The organism is Bradyrhizobium sp. CIR18 (genome assembly GCF_014198295.1).
Classification (GTDB): Bacteria; Pseudomonadota; Alphaproteobacteria; order Rhizobiales; family Xanthobacteraceae; genus Bradyrhizobium.
In genome coordinates, this window is record NZ_JACIHF010000027.1 from 1 (window position 1) to 19,328 (window position 19,328).

18 protein-coding genes are annotated in these 19,328 nt (G+C 64.2%); 10 read left to right on the forward strand and 8 right to left on the reverse strand.

Features of this window, described 5'->3' with window-relative positions; translation table 11 throughout:
- Positions 1-115: 115 nt before the first annotated feature.
- Entirely contained in the window at positions 116-568 is a 453-nt protein-coding gene (locus GGD65_RS38690; RefSeq protein WP_026202902.1) for a nuclear transport factor 2 family protein, read from the reverse strand.
- A 154-nt stretch (positions 569-722) separates the two neighbouring features.
- On the opposite strand from GGD65_RS38690, the gene GGD65_RS38695 reads away from it, so the two are divergent.
- Entirely contained in the window at positions 723-1,409 is a 687-nt protein-coding gene (locus tag GGD65_RS38695) for an HAD family phosphatase (protein WP_092261570.1), read from the forward strand.
- Positions 1,410-1,500: 91 nt separating this feature from the next.
- Entirely contained in the window at positions 1,501-2,346 is an 846-nt protein-coding gene (locus tag GGD65_RS38700; protein WP_179737139.1) for a DeoR/GlpR family DNA-binding transcription regulator, read from the forward strand.
- Between the two features lie 4 nt (positions 2,347-2,350).
- Here the strand turns inward: GGD65_RS38700 and GGD65_RS38705 are convergent, their stop codons facing one another.
- Complete coding sequence (locus tag GGD65_RS38705) at positions 2,351-2,767, reverse strand: type II toxin-antitoxin system VapC family toxin (protein WP_183238613.1); 417 nt, start codon at positions 2,765-2,767, stop codon at positions 2,351-2,353.
- Positions 2,767-3,018: a type II toxin-antitoxin system Phd/YefM family antitoxin gene (locus GGD65_RS38710; protein WP_183238614.1), complete on the reverse strand. Its 252-nt coding sequence runs from the start codon at positions 3,016-3,018 to the stop codon at positions 2,767-2,769. Before GGD65_RS38710 ends, GGD65_RS38705 begins: the two co-directional genes overlap by 1 nt.
- Before the next feature lie 277 nt (positions 3,019-3,295).
- Here GGD65_RS38710 and glpD point away from each other — a divergent pair, with 277 nt between their 5' ends.
- The 7 genes from glpD to GGD65_RS38745 all read left to right on the forward strand — a co-directional run bounded on the left by glpD (position 3,296) and on the right by GGD65_RS38745 (position 11,072).
- Positions 3,296-4,846, forward strand: a complete 1,551-nt coding sequence (glpD, locus tag GGD65_RS38715; protein WP_183238615.1) for a glycerol-3-phosphate dehydrogenase — start codon at positions 3,296-3,298, stop codon at positions 4,844-4,846.
- A complete protein-coding gene (locus tag GGD65_RS38720) occupies positions 4,843-5,922 on the forward strand; it encodes an ABC transporter ATP-binding protein (RefSeq protein ID WP_092261565.1) in 1,080 nt (359 codons plus the stop codon). The genes glpD and GGD65_RS38720 overlap by 4 nt, the downstream gene beginning before the upstream one ends.
- A gap of 12 nt (positions 5,923-5,934) precedes the next feature.
- Entirely contained in the window at positions 5,935-7,020 is a 1,086-nt protein-coding gene (locus GGD65_RS38725; protein ID WP_183238616.1) for an ABC transporter ATP-binding protein, read from the forward strand.
- Positions 7,020-7,994, forward strand: a complete 975-nt coding sequence (locus GGD65_RS38730; RefSeq protein ID WP_183238617.1) for a carbohydrate ABC transporter permease — start codon at positions 7,020-7,022, stop codon at positions 7,992-7,994. Before GGD65_RS38725 ends, GGD65_RS38730 begins: the two co-directional genes overlap by 1 nt.
- A complete protein-coding gene (locus tag GGD65_RS38735; RefSeq protein ID WP_018323268.1) occupies positions 7,994-8,800 on the forward strand; it encodes a carbohydrate ABC transporter permease in 807 nt (268 codons plus the stop codon). The genes GGD65_RS38730 and GGD65_RS38735 overlap by 1 nt, the downstream gene beginning before the upstream one ends.
- Before the next feature lie 69 nt (positions 8,801-8,869).
- Positions 8,870-9,199, forward strand: a complete 330-nt coding sequence (locus tag GGD65_RS38740) for a DUF2160 domain-containing protein (RefSeq protein WP_018323269.1) — start codon at positions 8,870-8,872, stop codon at positions 9,197-9,199.
- A gap of 130 nt (positions 9,200-9,329) precedes the next feature.
- Complete coding sequence (locus GGD65_RS38745) at positions 9,330-11,072, forward strand: ABC transporter substrate-binding protein (protein WP_026202903.1); 1,743 nt, start codon at positions 9,330-9,332, stop codon at positions 11,070-11,072.
- A 208-nt stretch (positions 11,073-11,280) separates the two neighbouring features.
- Here the strand turns inward: GGD65_RS38745 and GGD65_RS38750 are convergent, their stop codons facing one another.
- The 5 genes from GGD65_RS38750 to GGD65_RS38770 all read right to left on the reverse strand — a co-directional run bounded on the left by GGD65_RS38750 (position 11,281) and on the right by GGD65_RS38770 (position 18,076).
- Entirely contained in the window at positions 11,281-12,381 is a 1,101-nt protein-coding gene (locus tag GGD65_RS38750; protein ID WP_183238618.1) for an alkene reductase, read from the reverse strand.
- A gap of 179 nt (positions 12,382-12,560) precedes the next feature.
- A complete protein-coding gene (locus GGD65_RS38755; protein ID WP_018323272.1) occupies positions 12,561-13,064 on the reverse strand; it encodes a DUF1993 family protein in 504 nt (167 codons plus the stop codon).
- 286 nt (positions 13,065-13,350) lie between these two features.
- Positions 13,351-14,652 (reverse strand): lytic murein transglycosylase, encoded by a 1,302-nt coding sequence (locus GGD65_RS38760; protein ID WP_183238619.1) that lies wholly within the window; start codon positions 14,650-14,652, stop codon positions 13,351-13,353.
- 116 nt (positions 14,653-14,768) lie between these two features.
- Positions 14,769-16,709 (reverse strand): glycosyltransferase, encoded by a 1,941-nt coding sequence (locus GGD65_RS38765; protein ID WP_183238620.1) that lies wholly within the window; start codon positions 16,707-16,709, stop codon positions 14,769-14,771.
- Complete coding sequence (locus tag GGD65_RS38770; RefSeq protein WP_183238621.1) at positions 16,706-18,076, reverse strand: HlyD family secretion protein; 1,371 nt, start codon at positions 18,074-18,076, stop codon at positions 16,706-16,708. Before GGD65_RS38770 ends, GGD65_RS38765 begins: the two co-directional genes overlap by 4 nt.
- 284 nt (positions 18,077-18,360) lie before the next feature.
- Here GGD65_RS38770 and htpX point away from each other — a divergent pair, with 284 nt between their 5' ends.
- Complete coding sequence (gene htpX / locus GGD65_RS38775) at positions 18,361-19,296, forward strand: zinc metalloprotease HtpX (protein WP_183238622.1); 936 nt, start codon at positions 18,361-18,363, stop codon at positions 19,294-19,296.
- The last annotated feature ends 32 nt before the right edge of the window (positions 19,297-19,328 follow it).

Consider the following 19,328-nt stretch of genomic DNA (forward strand, 5'->3'; position numbering starts at 1 on the left):
GGCGAACACTACAGACTTGGCTGGCAATTGCCGTGACCGCGCCCCTCTCTCCTCATGTCCTCAGCCTCCAAGACCGATAACGCAACAGGCCCACAGGGGGAGAGGGTAAGAGTCGTCACAACTTCGTTGCTGCCCGCGACAGGAGCTTCCACTCGTCGCCCTGCTTCTGCCAGTTCATCAGGATGTGAAGGTTGGTCGATACTTTCTTCCCGTCGGCTGCCATCTCCTGTTCGCCCAGCCAGTGGAAGCGCACGATCGCTGCAGGACCGACGACCTTGATGGTGGGGTCCTTGTAGTCGATCGACAGGAATTTCGACTTGCCGTCGGTGGCGTTGGCGATGAACGTCGCCTTGTCCTCGACCTTGCCGCTGGAATGGCTGTAGCTGAGGTCGTCCCAGCACAGTGCGCCGAGCGCCTTCGGATCGGCCGCGATCTGGGCGAGGCGGAAGGCCTCGACCTTCTTCGCCACGGCGTCCTCGTCCGCCGAAGCGGCGAGCGCCGGTGTCGTGAGCGCAAGCGCGGAGACGGCAAGAGTCGAGAGAGCCAGATCGCGTCGGTTGATCGTCATCGTTTCCTCCTTTTTGATCTTGCGGCGAGTGTTGCAGCCGCGCGCGACTTTGTCGAGTGTCACGTCGTCGTCATCAGCATGCGTCATTGCGCGGTCGAAGCCATATTGATACGTCTCGCGCATCAATACGCCGTGGAATTGGGAAAGTACGGAAATGATCGAGGCCAAAACGGAAGCGATGGGCAGGGCTTTGCTGTTCGACATCGACGGCACGCTGGCCGACACCGACCCGCTGCACTTGAAGGCGTTCAACCAGGTGCTCGGCCCTCGCGGCCACGTCTTCGATCACGCGCGGTTCTCTAGAGAGCTGCAAGGTTTCGCCAATGTCGCGATCGGCGAGCGCTTTCTGCCCGACGAGGCGCCGGAGCGGCGCGCCTTGATCCTCGATGAGAAGGAGGAGGTCTTCCGCGCGCTCGTGGCCGGGCAGATCGAGCCGCTGCCGGGCCTGATGGCGCTGCTCGACCGGGCGGACGCAGCCGGCGTTCCCATGGTGGCCGTGACCAATGCGCCGCGTCTCAATGCCGAGCTGCTGCTCTCCGGCCTCGGCATCTCGCATCGTTTCAAGGCGCTCGTGATCGGCGCCGAGCTGCCGCACGGCAAGCCGCATCCGCTGCCCTATCAGGAAGGGCTGCGTTTCGTCGGTGCGAGCGCAGAGGCTTCGATCGCATTCGAGGACTCCCGTACCGGCGTGCAATCGGCCACGGCGGCCGGCATTCCGACCATCGGCGTCCGGACCAGCCTCAGCCATGCTGACCTGGTTGCAGCCGGCGCAGTCGCGTCCGCCAGTGCCTTCGACGATCCGCAGCTGCTCGCGCGTCTCGCGAGCACCATGGCGTGGTGATGGGCCGCATAAGTTAACCGTGATCGGCGCGCGCATTGACCGAAGGCGCGAACCGCCGCACCATGCATTCTCCTGATTTGAGGCCTTTGCCGTGACCGGACTGACCCATCGCCAAGCCGAAATCCTCAACATCGCGCGGGCCTCGGGCCGCGTCATGGTCGAGGAGCTCGCGCGCCGATTCGAAGTCTCGGCGCAGACCATCCGCAAGGATCTCAACGACCTCTGCGAGCGGAGATCGCTGACCCGCATCCATGGCGGCGCCATCATCGCTTCCGGCGTCGAAAACCTCGCTTACGAGGCAAGGCGCTTCGTCGCCGCCGACGAAAAGAAGGCGATCGGAGCTGCGGCCGCCTCGCTGATCCCGAACGGCTGCTCGCTCTTCATCAATATCGGCACCACGACCGAGGAGGTCGCGAGCGCGCTGACTTCGCACGAGGATCTCCTCGTTATCACCAACAATCTCAACGTCGCGATGCTGCTCTACCGTCATCCCCGCATCGAGGTGGTGGTCGCCGGCGGCACGGTCCGGCGTGCCGACGGCGCCGTGGTCGGCTCCACCGCGACGCAGCTGATCGGTCAGTTCAAGGTCGACTACGCCATCATTGGTGCGTCCGCGATCGACGAGGAGGGCGCGCTGCTCGACTTCGACTATCGCGAGGTGCAGGTGGCGCAGGCCATCATCGCCAATGCCCGCAGCGTGATGCTGGTTGCCGATTCCACAAAGCTCCGCCGCAGCGCGCCGGTGCGCATCGCCCACATGACCCAGATCCAGACCTTCGTCACCGACCAGGAGCTTCCGGAGCGCCTCGCCACCATCTGCCACAGCAAGGGCATCGAAGTGGTGGAAGCGCTGCCGAAGGGCGCGGACATCGACGATGCGCCGGCAGATAGCCAGGATGCGGCACCGGAAGCCGCGCCGGTGGTGCGGCTGAGATAGAGGCTTATGTACTGCTCCACGGATTGAGCAGTGGCACGCCCGTAGGTTCAAAATCCCCCACATTGCGCGTAACGACGGTCAGGCCGTGGACAAGCGCGGTGGCTGCAATAAGGGCGTCGCGTTCGGCCCGCGGATTGGGAACGTGAAGTTGGGCACAACGCTGCGCCACGGCCGTATCGATAGCCAGAATCCGCCCTTCGAAGCGGGCCAGAATGTGATCGTCGATCCAGGCGCGCAGGACAGCACCTTGCACCGCGTTTTTGCGCTCGATCAGGCGCGCGCCAAGTTCAATTTCGAGAATCGAGATGACAGACATGAAGAAATTCGCCGCGGGCGCTATATTGGCCCAAGCAAGCACGTTGCGATCAGCCTTATCCGGCCGCCTCAGTTCGGAAATGACGTTGGTGTCCAGCAGAAACATCAGTCGAGATCGGCTGGCCTGGAGATTCGGCCGGTGATGCGAGGCGGATCGAAATCGAAGTCCGCGTTCGCCTGTGCCAAAGCTTCGGCAAGGCTCATGTGTCCACCGCTCAGGCGCAGATAATCTTCGATGCTCAGCAGGACATGGGCCGGACGGCCGCGATCGGTGATGAAGACGGGCCCCTTTGCTGCTGCCTTCTTGGCGCCGCTCGTATCCTGATTGAACTCTCGGCTGGTCAGGGTGGTGACCATCGGTTCGCGCCTCCTCGCCTGCGTTGGGGCAAATTGTATGTAGGCATGTTGCTACATTCAAGTCAGCTGAAGCGGTGCGGTGCGCCCCCTGAGCCGATCAGTCGAGCCGTCTGCCTCAAAACTTGTCCGTTCTCCTGCTGATTTCTCCGCCGTATTGGCGTTGAAAAAGTTTCGCTTTCACTTCCTTCCTCCTCTCTTTCGTCTTGCTTTCGTTTTTCGGTGTGATCTAATCAAAAACGAAAGTAGCCGCTCGACGGAACGAGCGGTCGCCCGGGGGATGCGTCTGTTGGAGCGTATTTTCGACCTCGCCATCATTGGAGGCGGTGTTAATGGCTGCGGCATCGCGCGCGACGCGGTGGGCCGCGGCAACACGGTTTTCCTGTGCGAAATGAACGATTTGGCGAGCGGGACGTCGTCCTGGTCGACCAAGCTGGTGCATGGCGGCCTGCGCTATCTCGAATATTACGAGTTTCGCCTCGTTCGCGAGGCGCTGATCGAGCGCGAGATCCTCTGGGGCATTGGGCCCCACATCATCCGCCCGTTGCGTTTCGTATTGCCGCATCACGCAGGTCTGCGCCCCGCCTGGCTGCTGCGACTCGGCCTCTTCCTTTATGATCACATCGGCGGCCGTCATCTGTTGCCGGCGACGCGCTCGGTCGATCTGCGCCGTGACGAGGTCGGCAAGCCACTGATCCCGAATCGTTACAGTCGCGCCTTTGAATATTCCGACTGTTTCGTCGATGACGCCCGCCTCGTCGTGCTCAATGCGCGCGATGCCGCCGACAAGGGCGCCGAGATCCGCACCCGCACCCGCGCAACGGATATCAAGCAGTCCGACGGCCTCTGGACCGTGAGCATGGTCAACACGCTGACCGGCGAGCGCTCGCAGGTCCAGGCGCGCGCGCTCATCAATGCCGGCGGCCCCTGGGTCGAGGACGTGCTCGGCCGCGGCGCCGGCGTCAACGCGAAAGCCAAGGTGCGCCTGGTGCAGGGCTCGCACATCGTGGTCAGGAAACTCTACGACCACGACCGCGCCTACATGTTCCAGAACGCGGACGGCCGCATCATCTTCGTGATCCCGTACCAGGACGATTTCACGCTGATCGGCACCACGGATCGCGATTATGACGGCGATCCCGCCAAGGTGAAGGCGACGGCGGAGGAGATCCAGTATCTCTGCACCGCGGCGAGCGAGTATCTGGCGAAGCCCGTGACCCCGGGCGACGTGGTCTGGACCTATTCCGGCGTGCGCCCGCTCTATGACGATGGCGCCAGCGAAGCCAAGGCCGCGACGCGCGACTACGTGTTCGAGCTCGACACGCCCGGCGGCGTGCCGCTGCTGTCGATCTATGGCGGCAAGATCACCACCTATCGCCGCCTCGCCGAGGAGGCGCTGGAGCGGCTCGCGCCCTATCTTCGCAGCGCAAAAGCGCGGGAGGGGTGGACCGGCAAATGGCCGCTGCCCGGCGGCGACATGAATGTGTCCGACATCGACGGCCTGATCGCCGAGCTGCAGCGCGGCTATCCCTTCCTCAGCCACGAACACGCCAGGCGGCTCGCGCGCGCCTATGGCACCAAGGCCATCAAGCTGCTCGGCGACGCCAAATCATCGGCCGATCTCGGCCAGGCCTTTGGCGCGACGCTGACCGAGCGCGAGGTCCGCTACCTCATGGCCAATGAATGGGCCGTGACCGCCGAGGACGTCGTCTGGCGCCGTTCCAAGCTCGGCCTGCGACTATCTGCCGATGAGATTGCTGCGCTTGACGACTGGATCAGGACCCACGCCGTGCCGCAAAGTCCTCTGCTGGAAGCGGGAGGACGCTCATGACCGTGACGCTCGATCACGTGACCCGAACCGTCGAGGGGGTCCAGCATATCCGCGACGTCTCGCTGACGCTCGAGAGCGGCACGCTGAACGTGCTGCTCGGGCCGACGCTGTCGGGCAAGACCTCGATCATGCGGCTCCTCGCCGGCCTCGACAAGCCGACCTCGGGCAAGGTGCTGGTCAACGGCAAGGACGTCACCGGCGCCGACGTGCGCCAGCGTTCGGTTGCGATGGTCTATCAGCAGTTCATCAACTACCCCTCGCTGACGGTCTACGAGAACATCGCCTCGCCCCTGCGCGTGCAGGGCAAGCCGCGCGACGAGATCGAGACGCGGGTGGCGGAGGCCGCAAAACTGCTGCGGCTCGAGCCGTTTCTGAAGCGCACGCCGCTCCAGCTCTCTGGCGGCCAGCAGCAGCGCACCGCGATCGCGCGCGCGCTGGTCAAGGGCGCCGATCTCGTGCTGCTCGACGAGCCGCTCGCCAATCTCGATTACAAGCTGCGCGAGGAGCTGCGCGCCGAGCTGCCGCGCATCTTCGAGGCCTCGGGCGCGATCTTCGTCTACGCCACGACCGAGCCGACCGAGGCGTTGCTGCTCGGCGGCAATACGGTATGCATGTGGGAAGGCCAGGCGCTCCAGATCGGCGAGACCGCCAATGTCTACCGCCGGCCGCAGACCCTGCGTGTCGCGCAGGTCTTCTCCGATCCGCCGCTCAACCTCGTCGGTATCGAGAAGAAGAACGGCTCCGTTCAATATGCCGGCGGCACCGCCTCGCCGGCCTCAGGGCTCTATTCGTCGCTGGCCGACGGCGCCTATCGCGTCGGTTTTCGCGCGCATCAGCTCGCGCTCGCCAATGGCGAGGCTGATCGCCATGCCTTCCATGCCACTGTCACGGTGACCGAGATCACCGGTTCGGAGAGTTTCGTGCATCTGACCCGCGAAGGATCGAACTGGGTGGCGGTGCTGCACGGCGTGCACGAGTTCGAGCCCGGCCAGACGCTCGATGCCGTGCTCGATCCGAATGATGTGTTCGTGTTCGATGCTGCCGACCGTTTGGTCGCGGCTCCCGGTCAATCCTGAGGGGGATGCGCCATGGCCCGCATTGACCTCGTCGATCTCGCCCATTCCTACGGCGGCAATGATGCGCCGCAGGACAGCTTTGCGCTGAAGCCGGTGACCATGACCTGGCGGCAGGGCGGCGCGTATGCGCTGCTTGGTCCGTCCGGCTGCGGCAAGACCACGCTGCTCAACGTCATCTCCGGCATCATCACGCCGTCGCGGGGGCAAATCCTGTTCGACGGCAAGGACATCACACCTCTGTCAACCCAGAAGCGCAATATCGCGCAGGTGTTCCAGTTTCCGGTGATCTACGACACCATGACGGTCGGACAGAATTTGGCGTTTCCGCTGAAAAACCGCGGCGTGCCGAAGGCCGAAATCGACAAGCGCGTCGCCGAGATCGGCCGCCTGCTCGATCTCGAACCCTATCTGAACCGCAAGGCGACGCGGCTCACGGCCGATGCCAAGCAGAAGATCTCGCTCGGCCGCGGTCTCGTCCGTTCCGACGTCGCCGCCGTGCTGTTCGACGAACCGCTGACGGTGATCGATCCCGAGCTGAAATGGCAGCTCCGCTCCAAGCTGAAGGCGCTGCATCGCGAGCTCGACCTCACGATGATCTACGTGACCCACGACCAGACCGAGGCGCTGACCTTCGCCGACACCGTGGTCGTCATGCATGACGGCCGCGTGGTACAGAGCGGTACGCCTGCCGAGCTGTTTGATAAGCCGGCACACACCTTCGTCGGCTATTTCATCGGCTCGCCCGGCATGAACATCCTGCCGGCCGAGGTGAGGGGGCGCGAGGCGCGCATTGGCGGTCACGTCATCGCGCTGAACCGTGCTTACGACAATCTGCCTGTCGGCGCGAAGATCGAGATCGGCGTCCGTCCAGAATTCGTCGAGGTCGTGGCCCCCGCGCCCGGCCTGCTCACCGCGAAGATCGAGCGCCTCGACGATCTCGGCCGCATCCGTTTTGCGCGGGCACGCCTTGGTGACGCCAAGCTCGCGGCGCGCGCGCCGGCGGGCTTCACGAGCGCGGACGGAATGGCCGGACTGAAATTCGATCCGTCCCACGTCCACGTCTATGCCGATAGCCTTCTGGTGGAGGGAGCCGCCTGATGGACAAGACCGTCAACCAAAAAGCCTGGTTCCTGGTGCTGCCGGTGTTCCTGGTCGTCGCCTTCTCGGCGGTGCTGCCGCTGATGACGGTGGTGAACTATTCGATGCAGGACACCTTCGGCAACAACCAGTTCTTCTGGAACGGCGTCGGCTGGTTCAAGGAATTGCTCGATCCCTCGACCGATCTCGGCGGCCGCTTTCTCGCTTCGCTCGGCCGCAACCTGTTCTTCTCGCTGGTGATCCTCGCGATCGAGGTGCCGCTCGGCATCGTCGTCGCGTTGTCGATGCCGCGCGAGGGCTGGACGGTGGCGGCCTGCCTCGTGATCCTCGCGCTGCCGCTGCTGATTCCGTGGAACGTGGTCGGCACGATCTGGCAGATCTTCGGGCGTCCCGACATCGGGCTGCTCGGCTACGTCCTCAACGCCGCGGGCATCGACTACAATTACGTCTCCAACGACATCGACGCCTGGGTCACCGTCATCGTGATGGACGTCTGGCACTGGACCAGCCTCGTCGCGCTGCTCTGCTATGCCGGCCTGAAGTCGATTCCCGAAGCCTATTACCAGGCCGCCCAGATCGACGGCGCCTCGCGCTGGGCCGTGTTCAAGGCAATCCAGCTGCCGAAAATGAACCGCGTCTTGCTGATCGCGGTGCTGCTGCGCTTCATGGACAGCTTCATGATCTACACCGAGCCGTTCGTCGTCACCGGCGGCGGACCCGGCAACTCCACCACCTTCGTGTCGATCGAGCTCGTCAAGATCGCGCTGGGTCAGTTCGACCTCGGCAAGGCCGCGGCGCTGTCGCTGCTCTACAACCTCATCATCCTGATCGTCTGCTGGATCTTCTACACCGTCATGACCAACGCCGGTGTCGAGCGCAAAGTCCAGGCGGAGAGCGAGCCGGCGGCCGAACCGAAGCCTTCGGCGGTGCTCAAGCCCGTGCCGGTGCTCAAGCCAAAGGAAGGAGTGGCGTGATGCATTCGATTCCTGGCCGCCGCCTCATCATGGGGCTGTTTCTGATCTTCCTGCTGCTGCCGATCTACTGGCTCGTCAACATGAGCTTCAAGACCAACAGCGAGATCGTCTCGACGATGACGCTATGGCCGCATACCCCGACGCTGCAGCACTACAAGCGCATCTTCACCGACGAGAGCTGGTATTCCGGTTACATCAACTCGCTGGAATATGTCGTCCTCAACACCATCATCTCGATCTCTGTGGCGCTGCCGGCGGCCTATGCGTTCTCGCGCTACCGTTTCCTCGGCGACAAGCATCTGTTCTTCTGGCTGTTGTCGAACCGCATGGCGCCGGCCGCGGTCTACGCACTGCCCTTCTTCAATCTCTATTCGGCGATCGGCCTGTTCGATACGCCCTGGGCTGTCGCGCTCGCGCACTGCATTTTCAACGTGCCGCTGGCGGTGTGGATCCTCGAAGGCTTCGTTTCCGGCGTGCCGCGCGAGATCGACGAGACTGCCTTCCTCGACGGCTATTCCTTCCCGCGCTTCTTCATCAAGATCCTGGTGCCGTTGATCGCGAGCGGCATCGGCGTCGCCGCCTTCTTCTGTTTCATGTTCTCCTGGGTCGAGCTCCTGCTCGCGCGCACGCTGACCTCGGTGTCGGCCAAGCCGATCGCTGCGATCATGACGCGCACGGTGTCGGCGTCGGGCATGGATTGGGGCCTCTTGGCAGCCGCCGGCGTGCTCACCATCATCCCGGGCGCGCTCGTGATCTGGTTCGTCCGCAACTACATCGCGAGCGGTTTCGCGCTCGGTCGCGTGTAAGGAGAGCGCGCATGATCCCGAAAAGTGGAAACCGGTTTTCGGACCAGATCATGCGCAAGGAGTAAGAGCATGGAATCCATCGCATGGATGGCCTGGACGCTGCCGACGGCGATCTTCTTCGCAGCGCTCGCCTGCACGCTCGCCGTGATGACGTGGCTTGCGGCGGTCTATCCCGAAGCCGAGCGGGTCGGTGTGCTCCGAATTCCGACCACGCGCGGCGACCGCCTGTTCATCTCGCTGATATCGGCGGCGGTCATCCACCTTCTCTGGATCGGCTTCTTCGGCACCGATGCGATCGCAACGCTGCCGATCGGCGAGGAGGGCGTTGAAATCTCGCGCCTGTGGCTCGCAAGTGGAATTTCGCTGGTCACGGCCGTGCTCATTTTTCGCACGGTCTGAAGCTCGCGAAGGGACGGCCAGATCCGGGGGCAATCCGGGTCTGTATAAAAGTTTGTCGCTGCAACGGAGGAACAACATGCGACAGTTTAGGAGAAGGAAAGGTCCATTGGCCAAGAATAGTTTTCTGACCATGTCCAGCGCCGCCGCCATCATTGCGGTGTCGTTCGCCGTCTCGGCGCCGGTCCGCGCCGCCGACGACGCCGTGATCCAGAAGTGGATCGCGGAATTCACGCCCTCGACGCTGTCGAAGGAAGACCAGAAGAAGGAGCTGGAGTGGTTCGCCAAGGCCGCCGAGCCCTTCAAGGGCATGGAGATCAACGTCGTCTCCGAGACCATCACGACCCACGAGTATGAGTCGCAGACGCTGGCCAAGGCGTTCTCCGAGCTCACCGGCATCAAGCTGAAGCACGACCTCATCCAGGAAGGTGACGTCGTCGAGAAGCTGCAGACCCAGATGCAGTCCGGCAAGAACGTCTATGACGGCTGGATCAACGATTCCGACCTGATCGGCACGCATTTCCGCTACGGCCAGACCGTCGTGCTGTCGGACTACATGACCGGCGAGGGCAAGGACGTCACCGATCCCATGCTCGACGTCAACGACTTCATCGGCAAGTCGTTCACCACGGGGCCGGACGGCAAGCTCTATCAGCTGCCCGACCAGCAGTTCGCCAACCTCTATTGGTTCCGCTACGACTGGTTCACCAACGCCGACTACAAGGCCAAGTTCAAGGCCAAGTATGGCTACGAGCTCGGCGTGCCCGTGAACTGGTCCGCCTATGAGGACATCGCCGAGTTCTTCACCAACGACATCAAGGAGATCAACGGCGTCAAAGTCTACGGCCATATGGACTATGGCAAGAAGGACCCCTCGCTCGGATGGCGTTTCACCGACGCCTGGCTGTCGATGGCCGGCAACGGTGACAAGGGCATTCCGAACGGCCTGCCGGTCGACGAATGGGGCATCCGGATGGAAGGCTGCCGTCCGGTCGGCTCCTCGGTGGAGCGTGGTGGCGACACCAACGGTCCGGCCGCGGTCTACTCGATCACCAAGTATCTCGAGTGGCTGAAGAAGTACGCGCCGCCGCAGGCGCAGGGCATGACGTTCTCCGAAGCAGGCCCGGTGCCGGCGCAGGGTAACATCGCCCAGCAGATGTTCTGGTACACCGCTTTCACCGCCGACATGGTGAAGCCGGGCATCGCCGTGATGAACGCGGACGGTACGCCGAAATGGCGTATGGCTCCCTCGCCGCACGGTTCGTACTGGAAGGAAGGCATGAAGCTCGGCTACCAGGACGCGGGCTCCGTGACGCTGCTGAAGTCGACCCCGGCGGATCGCCGCAAGGCGGCCTGGCTCTATCTCCAGTTCATCATCTCGAAGTCGGTGAGCTTGAAGAAGAGCCATGTCGGTCTCACCTTCATCCGTGAATCCGACATCTGGGACAAGTCGTTCACCGAGCGGGCGCCGAAGCTCGGCGGCCTGATCGAGTTCTACCGTTCGCCCGCGCGCGTGCAGTGGACCCCGACCGGAAACAACGTGCCCGACTATCCGAAGCTCGCGCAGCTGTGGTGGCAGAACATCGGCGATGCGTCGTCCGGTGCGAAGACCCCGCAGCAGGCGATGGACGCGCTGGCCGCCGCTCAGGACTCCGTCATGGAGCGCCTGGAGAAGTCCGGCGTGCAGGGCGCCTGCGGTCCCAAGCTGCACAAGAAGGAGACGGCCGAATACTGGTTCGCCAAGGCCCAGAAGGACGGCACGATTGCTCCGCAGCGCAAGCTCGCCAACGAGAAGCCGAAGGGCGAGACCGTCGACTACGACACCCTGATCAAGTCGTGGCCGGCAACCCCGCCCAAGCGCGCGGAAGCGAAGTAAGGCAAGGTCTCACAAGGACGAAAGGCCGGGAGCAATCCCGGCCTTTTTGTTTTGTGCTTTTGGCACCAGCGCGTCTTACACACTGGGTGTCATTGCCCGCGAAGGCGGGCAATCCAGTATTCCGAGACGGTCGCGATTGAACCGAGAGGCCGCGGCGTACTGGATGCCCCGCTTTCGCGGGGCATGACAGCTTTCGTGTGGTTGGTCGTTACTCCGCCGGCTCGGCCGCGAGCGTCGGATAGTCCGTATATCCCTTCGCACCGCCGCCGTAGAACGTGGTCTTGTCCCAGTCGTTCAGCGTTGCGCCCTGCTTCAGCCGCTCGACGAGGTCGGGGTTGGAGATGAACGGTTTGCCGAAGGCGATGAGGTCGGCCGCATTGGTGTCCAGCACCTTGGTGGCGAGATCGAAATCGTAGCCGTTATTGGCGACATAGGCGCCGGCAAAGCGCTTGCGCAAGGATGCATAATCAAACGGCGCGATGTCGCGCGGGCCGCCGGTGGCGCCTTCAACGACGTGGAGATAGACCAGCTTCAGCGCGCTGAGGCCGTCGACGATATGGTCGTACAGGGCTTGCGGGTTGGAATCCGAGATATCGTTGGCCGGCGTCACCGGCGAGATGCGGATGCCGGTACGGTCGGCGCCGGCCTCGGCCACGACGGCCCTGGACACCTCCAGCATCAGCCGCGCGCGGTTCTCGATCGAGCCACCATAGGTATCGGTGCGCGTGTTGGCGCCGTCCTTGGCGAACTGCTCAAGCAAATAGCCGTTGGCGCCGTGAATCTCGACGCCGTCGAATCCGGCCTCCAGCGCGTTCTTCGTGGCGCGCTTGAAATCGTCGATAATCCCGGGGATTTCGGAGAGCTCGAGCGCGCGCGGCTCGGAGACGTCGGCGAAGCCGCCGTTCACGAAGGTCTTGCCCTTGGCGCGGATCGCGCTCGGCGCCACCGGGGCTGCGCGACCCGCCTGCAGGTCGACATGCGAGATGCGGCCGACATGCCAGAGCTGGATGAAGATCTTGCCGCCGCGCTCGTGCACCTTGTCGGTAACCTTGCGCCAGCCGGCGACCTGGTCCTTGCTGTAGATGCCGGGCGTGTCCTGGTAGCCTTGGCCCTGCTGCGAGATCTGGCTCGCTTCGGTGATCAGGAGCCCTGCGGAGGCGCGCTGGCCATAATAATCGGCGGCGAGCGCGCCGGGCACAAATGTGCCGGGCACGGCCCGGTTGCGCGTCAACGGCGCCATGACCAGGCGGTTGGCCAGCGTGATCGGGCCGAGCTTGTAGGTCTCAAACAGTTTGGTCGAACGGCTCATGGGGAATGCTTCCAGGGGTGTGAGGTCCCGAACACTTGTGCATCGCGACATCGGGCGCAAGGGAGAAGCCATACGGAAAGTGCAGGCGAGCTACGCGGCGGGGCCCGCGTAGCATAATTCATGTGCGATTTTGGCCGTGACAGTGGATTACGACTGCCACGGCCGTGCGATTTCGCAAATCAGTTCGCGCCCATAAAATCCCGCTTGCCGATCTCGACGCCATTGTGGCGCAAAATGCCGTGGGCGGTCGTGGCGTGGAAATAGAAGTTCGGCAGCGAGAACGCGCTCAAGAATTGCTGGCCCTTCATGGTGATGGATTTGTCGGGGCCCGCGGGGAAGGTGACGTCCTTGGTCTCGGCACCTTCGAACTGCTCGGGCTTGAACGACTTCACATAGTCGATGGTCTTGGCCAGCCGCTGCTTCAGCTCTGCGAAGGTCGTCTCGGTGTCAGGCGTGGAGGGCACCTCGCTATGAGTCAGCCGAGCACAGCCCTTGGCGGCGAAATCGCTGACGAGCTGGACCTGCTTCGACAGCGGCAGCATGTCCGGGAAGAGGCGCGAGCCGAGCAGCACGCTCGGGTCGATCTTCTTCGCCGCGCAATGCGCCTCGGCTTTGGTGAGCAGGCCGGTCACGCTGTTCAGCATTTGCAAATAGGCGGGGACGACGGCGTCGTAGAAGGACATGTGATGCTCGCTTGTGAATGGGAAATCTCAGGAGAAAACCTGAGCTACTCACATGGGAGGCTCACGGAAAAATACAATCGCGAGAAGCTGCTTGTGCAGTGCGAAAATTCTACCGCGCCACTCCCCCGCGATCGTTGCTACACCCTCCGCTCTCATAGCCAATCCTCGGCTGTCATCGCCCGGCTTGACCGGGCGATCCAGTACTCCGAGACGGCGGTGATTGAACCGAGAAGCTGCGGCGTACTGGATTCCCCGCCTTCGCGGGGAATGACTACGGATAGATCAGTTAACGCAACGTCCCCGCCGGCTGGGCCTGCGCCGTGGCGCCGCGCATGCGCGCCAGCAGCTCAGCGGTCGGCCAGGAATCGGCCGGCAGGCCGTGCTTGATCTGCATCGCCTTGACGGCCGCGCGGCTCTGCTGGCCCAGCACGCCGTCGACCTTGCCGACATTGAAGCCCGCACGCACGAGCAGTTGCTGCAGTTCCTTGAGCTCGTTGAACGGCAGCTGCGCCACCGGCGCCGACGGCTTGCGCATCGGTGCAGCACCTGCAATGCGCGAGGCGAGATAGCCCGCGGTGGTCGAATAGATCAACGAGTTGTTCCACTCGGTGTAGGCCGCGAAATTCGGGTACGCCATGAAGGCCGGACCATTGCGTCCCATCGGCAGCAGCACCGAGGCTGCGAGATTGTCATTCGGCAGCGGCCGGCCGTCGGGATAGGTGACGCCAAGCTGCGCCCATATCGAGCGCGGCTCTCGCACCGTGAGATCGGTCTTATCCCATGGCAGGTTTTGCGGCACCTTGATCTCTTCCAGCCACGGCTCGCCGCGCCGCCACTTCAGGCCGTTGGCAATGTAGTTCGCGGTCGAGCCGATCACGTCGGCTGGCGACCGCAACAGGTCGCGCCGTCCGTCGCCGTCATAGTCGACGGCGTAGTTGACGTAATGCACAGGCAGGAACTGGGTCTGCCCGAGCTCGCCGGCCCAGGAGCCGATCATCTCGTCGGGATGCAGATCGCCACGGTCGATGATCTTCAGCGCGGCGATGGTCTCGCCCACGAACATCTCCGAGCGACGGCAGTCATAGGCGAGCGACACCAGCGATTTCAGCGTCGGCAGATTTCCCATGTTGGCGCCGAAGTCGCTCTCCAGCCCCCAGAACGCGGCGATCACCGCCGGCGGCACGCCATATTCCTTTTCCGCACGCGCGAATGCGGCAGCGTATTGCTTGATGTGCTGCTGCCCGTTCTGCATGCGATAGGGCGCCGCCATGCGGCCGGCGAATTCGATGAAGAGCTGGCCGAACACGCGCTGACCGCGGTCGCGGTTGACGATGCCCTGGTCGTAGACGAGGTAGGGCGAAGCCTCCGCGATCGTCCGCTGCGATACGCCGGCGGCCACAGCCTGTTGCTTCACGTCAGCGAGGAAGCGATCGAAGCTCGCACCGTTATGGCAGGACGCCGCACGCGGCGAGGCTGCGGTGGTCCTGGGTGCCACGGGCTTGGCGGGCGGCGGCGCGAACTGGGCGGAGGCGGTGGCGGAGCATGCGAGGAGCGCGACGGCCGCGATCAGAAATCGGGTCTGGACCATAGGGGTTCCGGCGGGGAAGGGGCAGGCGTGGATTCGCCCGAAGTTTAGGTGAAGTGATGGCCTCAGGCCATCCCTTCCGTGCCATGCCAGCATATGGGATGCGAGTGGATGCCGGTCTAGCCGAACAGCCGCATCAGCAGCGCTTTCCCGACCGGGAGCGCCCTGACGCCCTGATAGGCGCGAACATACTCGCCGGCATAGAACGCCCTGATCGCATGCACGCGTGTATCCATGCCTTCCTCAAAACGCACCGCGAATCCATCCGCGGTCTGCCGCACCACGACCGCGGCGATCGGGCGGCCATAGATCCGGCATTCGATCGCGCTGCCGGGATGCGGCGGATCGGGATCGATCAGGCGGGCGCCGGTGATCGAGATGTCGGCGAGCCGCGCGAGATGCGACTTGCCGTGCTGGCGCAGCAGCACCGTCTCGTTGCGATCAAAACGCTCCGCCTTGCGCTTGCGCGGTTGCTCGATGCAGACGAAGCAGACCACGGTGAGGATGAACGCGTTGTAGAGGCTCCAGGCCAGGGCCAGCCCGCCGTAGGCGATGTTCTCGCCGCGCAGGTGCAGGATGAAGGCATAGGCGATGGCCGCGAGCGTGACGAGAAGCGCGGTGCCATAGAGCCGCAGCAGCGGCCATTCGACAAATCTCCTGTCCCGGTCCCCGCCTTTCGCCGTGACCTTGAACTTGTGTCCTTTCGGCTTCAGCAGACCGGTTGCCACCGCCTTCAGCACTGCGGGCGCGGCGATGAGTTGCGACACGTCCGTCATCATGGCCAGCGAACGGCCGTGCGACAGCCAGGCCATGCTGAGGCTGTGCCAGACATAGAACGGCAGAAAGAACCGGAGCAGCTCGCTCAGGTCGGCCCGGACCGCCTTGATGCCGAACAGCAGGAACAGCCAGGGCACCACGAGGCCCGCCACCTTCGACGTGTAGACCGCGGACCAGCTCATGAAAGCATCGACCAGCGAGAGCCGGTCGATGAAGGAAAGCTTCGACTCGCGCGAGAGCGGTCCGCTGCGGCCGCGCACGATTTGCATCAAGCCGAGGCACCAGCGGGCGCGCTGGGTGATGTATTCCTTCAACCCTTCCGGCGCGAGCCCGATCGTCAGCCGCTCGTTGAGATAGATCGTGTTGAGGCCGCGTTCCTTCAGGCGAAGCGTGACGAGATAGTCTTCCGTGACGGAATCGGTCGGAAACCCGCCGATCCGCACCAGTCCGTCGTAGCGAATGAGCGATGAGGTGCCGCAGCAGAATGCAACGCCCCAGGCGTCCTTCGCCGGCAGCAGGATGTCGAAGAAGAAGCGTTGCTCGTCCGGCCAAACGTCGGTTGCAGCAAGGTTGCTCTGGATCGGGTCGGGATTGATGAAGTGCTGCGGCGTCTGGACCACCCCGACCGAAGCATCGTCCATGAGCGAGATGGTCCGCGCCAGGAAGTCGGGCCGCGGCACGAAGTCCGCATCGAGGATGGCCACGAAGTGCGGCGGCTTCGGCATCGCACCGACATGCCGGAGCGCATGATTGATATTGCCGGCCTTGGCGTGATGGTTGTCGGGCCGCGTGAGATAATGGCAGCCGAGTTCACCCGAAAGGCGCCGCAGCCAGGGGCGTCGGCCGTCGTCGAGCACCCAGACGCGGTAATTGCCATACGCCATGCCGGTCGCACCGATGATCGTGCGCTCGAGGATCGATCGTTCCTCGTTGTAGGTGCAGATGAAGACGTCGATCAGCGGCGCGCCGGGATCGAAGGCGCGGCTGTCGATCCTGGCTGATCTGGAACGATCGATTGTTCGGCTCAGGAACAGCAGAGACAAACTGACCGCCACGAGCGAGGCCGCTTCCAGCAGCATGAAGGGATAGCCGACCGCGGCATCCGCGGTCAGATGCGGCGGCGGGAGAGTCGCTGTGACGCGCCAATGGAGATAGCGGAGCAGGAAAACGAGTGACACGATGGCCAGGAACGAGCGTGCCATCGTGCTGTCGCGCCTGAGCAGCGGCACGATCGCCATGAAGGCGCCGAGCGCAATCAGGCCGGGCGTCAGCGCCGTCGTCACGGCGCGGTCTCTTGCCTTGCAAACACCACGCGGCCGGTGCGTCCCACCGTGCAGGCGTGGGCAGCGCCATCACCGAGCGCAACGGTCACGCGATAGGGCTCCTTGCTCAGCGCGTCGGGATTGATGGCGAGATTGGCGGGCGCGCCGGCGGCGCCAGTCAGGTTGACCACGGTGCCGGAGATCGGCGCACCACCGTCGTTCGGCTCGAAGGTCGCGTGGTCGCCGAGCTGCAAACGGTTGTAGACGTTCTCGGTGACGTTCGCGGTGATGACGGCGCTGCTGCAATCGAGCACCTTGAGCAGCGGTTGGCCGGCTTGCACGTCCTCGCCCGGCGAGGTCATCATCTCCCAGACGCGCCCTGCGACCGGCGTCGTGATGTTGGCTTCGGACAGATCGGCGAAGCGAACCTCTTCGGTGATGATCTCGCTGGCGAGCCAGGCGATCTCGGTGTCGATGCGTGCGAGGTCGGCGTCGAGGTCGCCGGCACGCTGGCGCATCTCTTCCTCGCGCTGCACCGAGCTTGGCCGGTCGTTGTAGCTGTCGCCGAGGAAGGAGCCGTTCCGTGCCGCGGCAAGCTCGACCATGGCCGCGTCCAGCCGCTTGCGCGCACCGAGCTCGATCTGCTGCGACACGGAGAGCTCGCGCGTCAGCCGTGCCAGCTCGACGGTCGAGACGTTGCCGGATTTCGCCAGCGAGGAAGCCCGGTCGACCGCGGCACTGGCTTCCTCCCGCCGCGCTGCCGCGGCCTCGATCGAGGTCTGGATCTCGGCGATCCGGGCCTCGAGCTGGAGCACGCGCCCGTCGCGGAATTGCGTCGCCTGTCGCGCCAGGTCCTTTTGCGCGGCCTGGGCCGAGGCAAGCTTGGCGGCAAGGCTCGGCCGCTCGTTCTCCAGGCGCGATTTCTGCCGCCGGAGATCGTCGAGCCGGGTGCGATCGCCGCGCGGGTTGACCACGCGCAGGACCACGGTCCCGGCGTCGAGCCTGGCCTGATCGGTCAAGCGCTGCGCGGCTGCCACACGGCCGCCGATCGGCGTGCGCAGGGTGACGAGGCGGGAATTCAATACGGCCTCGACGCTGGAATACTCCCAGACCGCGCGCAGCGGCAGCCAGCCGAAAATGGCGATGAGGGCAAGTCCGATCGCAATCTTCGCGCCGCGCCTCAGACGTGGCCAGCGCCGCTGCGATTCCGGCTCTGTCTTCGCATCGGGCGCGGGGCCGGGTTCGTCATTGGCGAACATCTGCTCGTACAGCGCCTCCTGCAATCCCTTCGCGTCAGTCCTCGCGTCGATCTTGGCGTCGATCTTGGCGTCGTGAGGGGAGGGAGCAGATGCGGGATCGACGGAAGCGGCGCTCGAGCGGTCCATCATGACGGGTCACCTTGCTGACGGGGTGCCAACGGAACCGGTCAATGCGCTGCGACCGCGCGGCGTGCCCGGTTACCGCGAATTAAGCCGCGATTGCGCTTTCCAGGTTGCTAAACGTCCGCGGGTGTTTTTGCGCAAATCCCGCTCAAGCTTTAGCGGCGCGGGAAAGGCTGACGCCGCGATGGAATGTGCGGCCGGGCGACGCACGAACCTTGCGGTCGCAGGCAGCATTCATACCTCCGGGGTGCCGGCCAGAGGTTCGCCCGCGGCCGCCTTGGGAGACGGCCATGAACTATTTTCGTACCGCAATGCTGCTTGCAGGCCTCACCGCCCTGTTCATGGGCGTCGGCTATCTGATCGGCGGTGCCTCCGGCGCCATGATCGCGCTCGTTATTGCCGCCGCGACCAATCTCTTCACCTACTGGAACTCCGACCGCATGGTGCTCTCGATGTACGGCGCCCATGAGGTCGATCGTTCGACCGCGCCGGAGCTGGTCGGGCTGGTCGCGGAACTTGCGGGCCGGGCAGGCTTGCCGATGCCGCGCGTGTTCCTGATGGATGAGGTGCAGCCCAACGCGTTCGCGACTGGCCGAAATCCGCAAAACGCCGCCGTCGCCGTCACCACCGGCCTGATGGGCCAGCTCAGCCGCGAGGAGCTCGCCGGCGTGATCGCGCACGAGCTCGCCCATATCAAGAATCACGACACGCTGCTGATGACGATCACTGCGACCATCGCCGGCGCGATCTCCATGCTGGCGCAGTTCGGCATGTTCTTCGGCGGCAACCGCGAGAACAACAATGGTCTCGGCGTCGTCGGCTCGATCCTGATGATGATCCTCGCCCCGCTCGGCGCCATGCTGGTGCAGATGGCGATCAGCCGCACCCGCGAATATGCCGCGGACAATCTCGGTGCGCGCATCGCGGGGCAGCCGATGTGGCTGGCCTCCGCGCTGGTGAAGATCGAGGGCGCCGCGCATCAGGTGCCGAACTATGAGGCCGAGCGAAACCCCGCGACCGCGCACATGTTCATCATCAATCCGCTGTCGGGCCATGGCGTGGACAATCTGTTCGCCACCCATCCCTCGACGCAGAACCGCATTGCGGCGCTTCAGCAGCTCGCGGCCGAGCTCGGCACGAGGCCGGCGCCGTCGGTCGGCGCCAACGAGAACTATCCGCCGCGCAGCCCATGGGGGCGCTCGTCCTCGCGTGGTCCCTGGGGCTGATATGGAACCTGCGGCAATTTGCGGTCGGCTTT

Bases quoted from the DNA above. Each gene is read 5' to 3' on its own strand.
- GGD65_RS38770 (WP_183238621.1), bottom strand. From the start codon at position 18,076: ATGATGGACCGCTCGAGCGCCGCTTCCGTCGATCCCGCATCTGCTCCC.
- htpX (WP_183238622.1), top strand. From the start codon at position 18,361: ATGAACTATTTTCGTACCGCAATGCTGCTTGCAGGCCTCACCGCCCTG.
- GGD65_RS38735 (WP_018323268.1), top strand. From the start codon at position 7,994: ATGCATTCGATTCCTGGCCGCCGCCTCATCATGGGGCTGTTTCTGATC.
- GGD65_RS38705 (WP_183238613.1), bottom strand. From the start codon at position 2,767: ATGTTTCTGCTGGACACCAACGTCATTTCCGAACTGAGGCGGCCGGAT.
- GGD65_RS38740 (WP_018323269.1), top strand. From the start codon at position 8,870: ATGGAATCCATCGCATGGATGGCCTGGACGCTGCCGACGGCGATCTTC.
- GGD65_RS38750 (WP_183238618.1), bottom strand. From the start codon at position 12,381: ATGAGCCGTTCGACCAAACTGTTTGAGACCTACAAGCTCGGCCCGATC.
- GGD65_RS38760 (WP_183238619.1), bottom strand. From the start codon at position 14,652: ATGGTCCAGACCCGATTTCTGATCGCGGCCGTCGCGCTCCTCGCATGC.
- GGD65_RS38710 (WP_183238614.1), bottom strand. From the start codon at position 3,018: ATGGTCACCACCCTGACCAGCCGAGAGTTCAATCAGGATACGAGCGGC.
- GGD65_RS38695 (WP_092261570.1), top strand. From the start codon at position 723: ATGATCGAGGCCAAAACGGAAGCGATGGGCAGGGCTTTGCTGTTCGAC.
- GGD65_RS38730 (WP_183238617.1), top strand. From the start codon at position 7,020: ATGGACAAGACCGTCAACCAAAAAGCCTGGTTCCTGGTGCTGCCGGTG.
- glpD (WP_183238615.1), top strand. From the start codon at position 3,296: ATGCGTCTGTTGGAGCGTATTTTCGACCTCGCCATCATTGGAGGCGGT.
- GGD65_RS38720 (WP_092261565.1), top strand. From the start codon at position 4,843: ATGACCGTGACGCTCGATCACGTGACCCGAACCGTCGAGGGGGTCCAG.
- GGD65_RS38755 (WP_018323272.1), bottom strand. From the start codon at position 13,064: ATGTCCTTCTACGACGCCGTCGTCCCCGCCTATTTGCAAATGCTGAAC.
- GGD65_RS38745 (WP_026202903.1), top strand. From the start codon at position 9,330: ATGTCCAGCGCCGCCGCCATCATTGCGGTGTCGTTCGCCGTCTCGGCG.
- GGD65_RS38690 (WP_026202902.1), bottom strand. From the start codon at position 568: ATGACGATCAACCGACGCGATCTGGCTCTCTCGACTCTTGCCGTCTCC.
- GGD65_RS38725 (WP_183238616.1), top strand. From the start codon at position 5,935: ATGGCCCGCATTGACCTCGTCGATCTCGCCCATTCCTACGGCGGCAAT.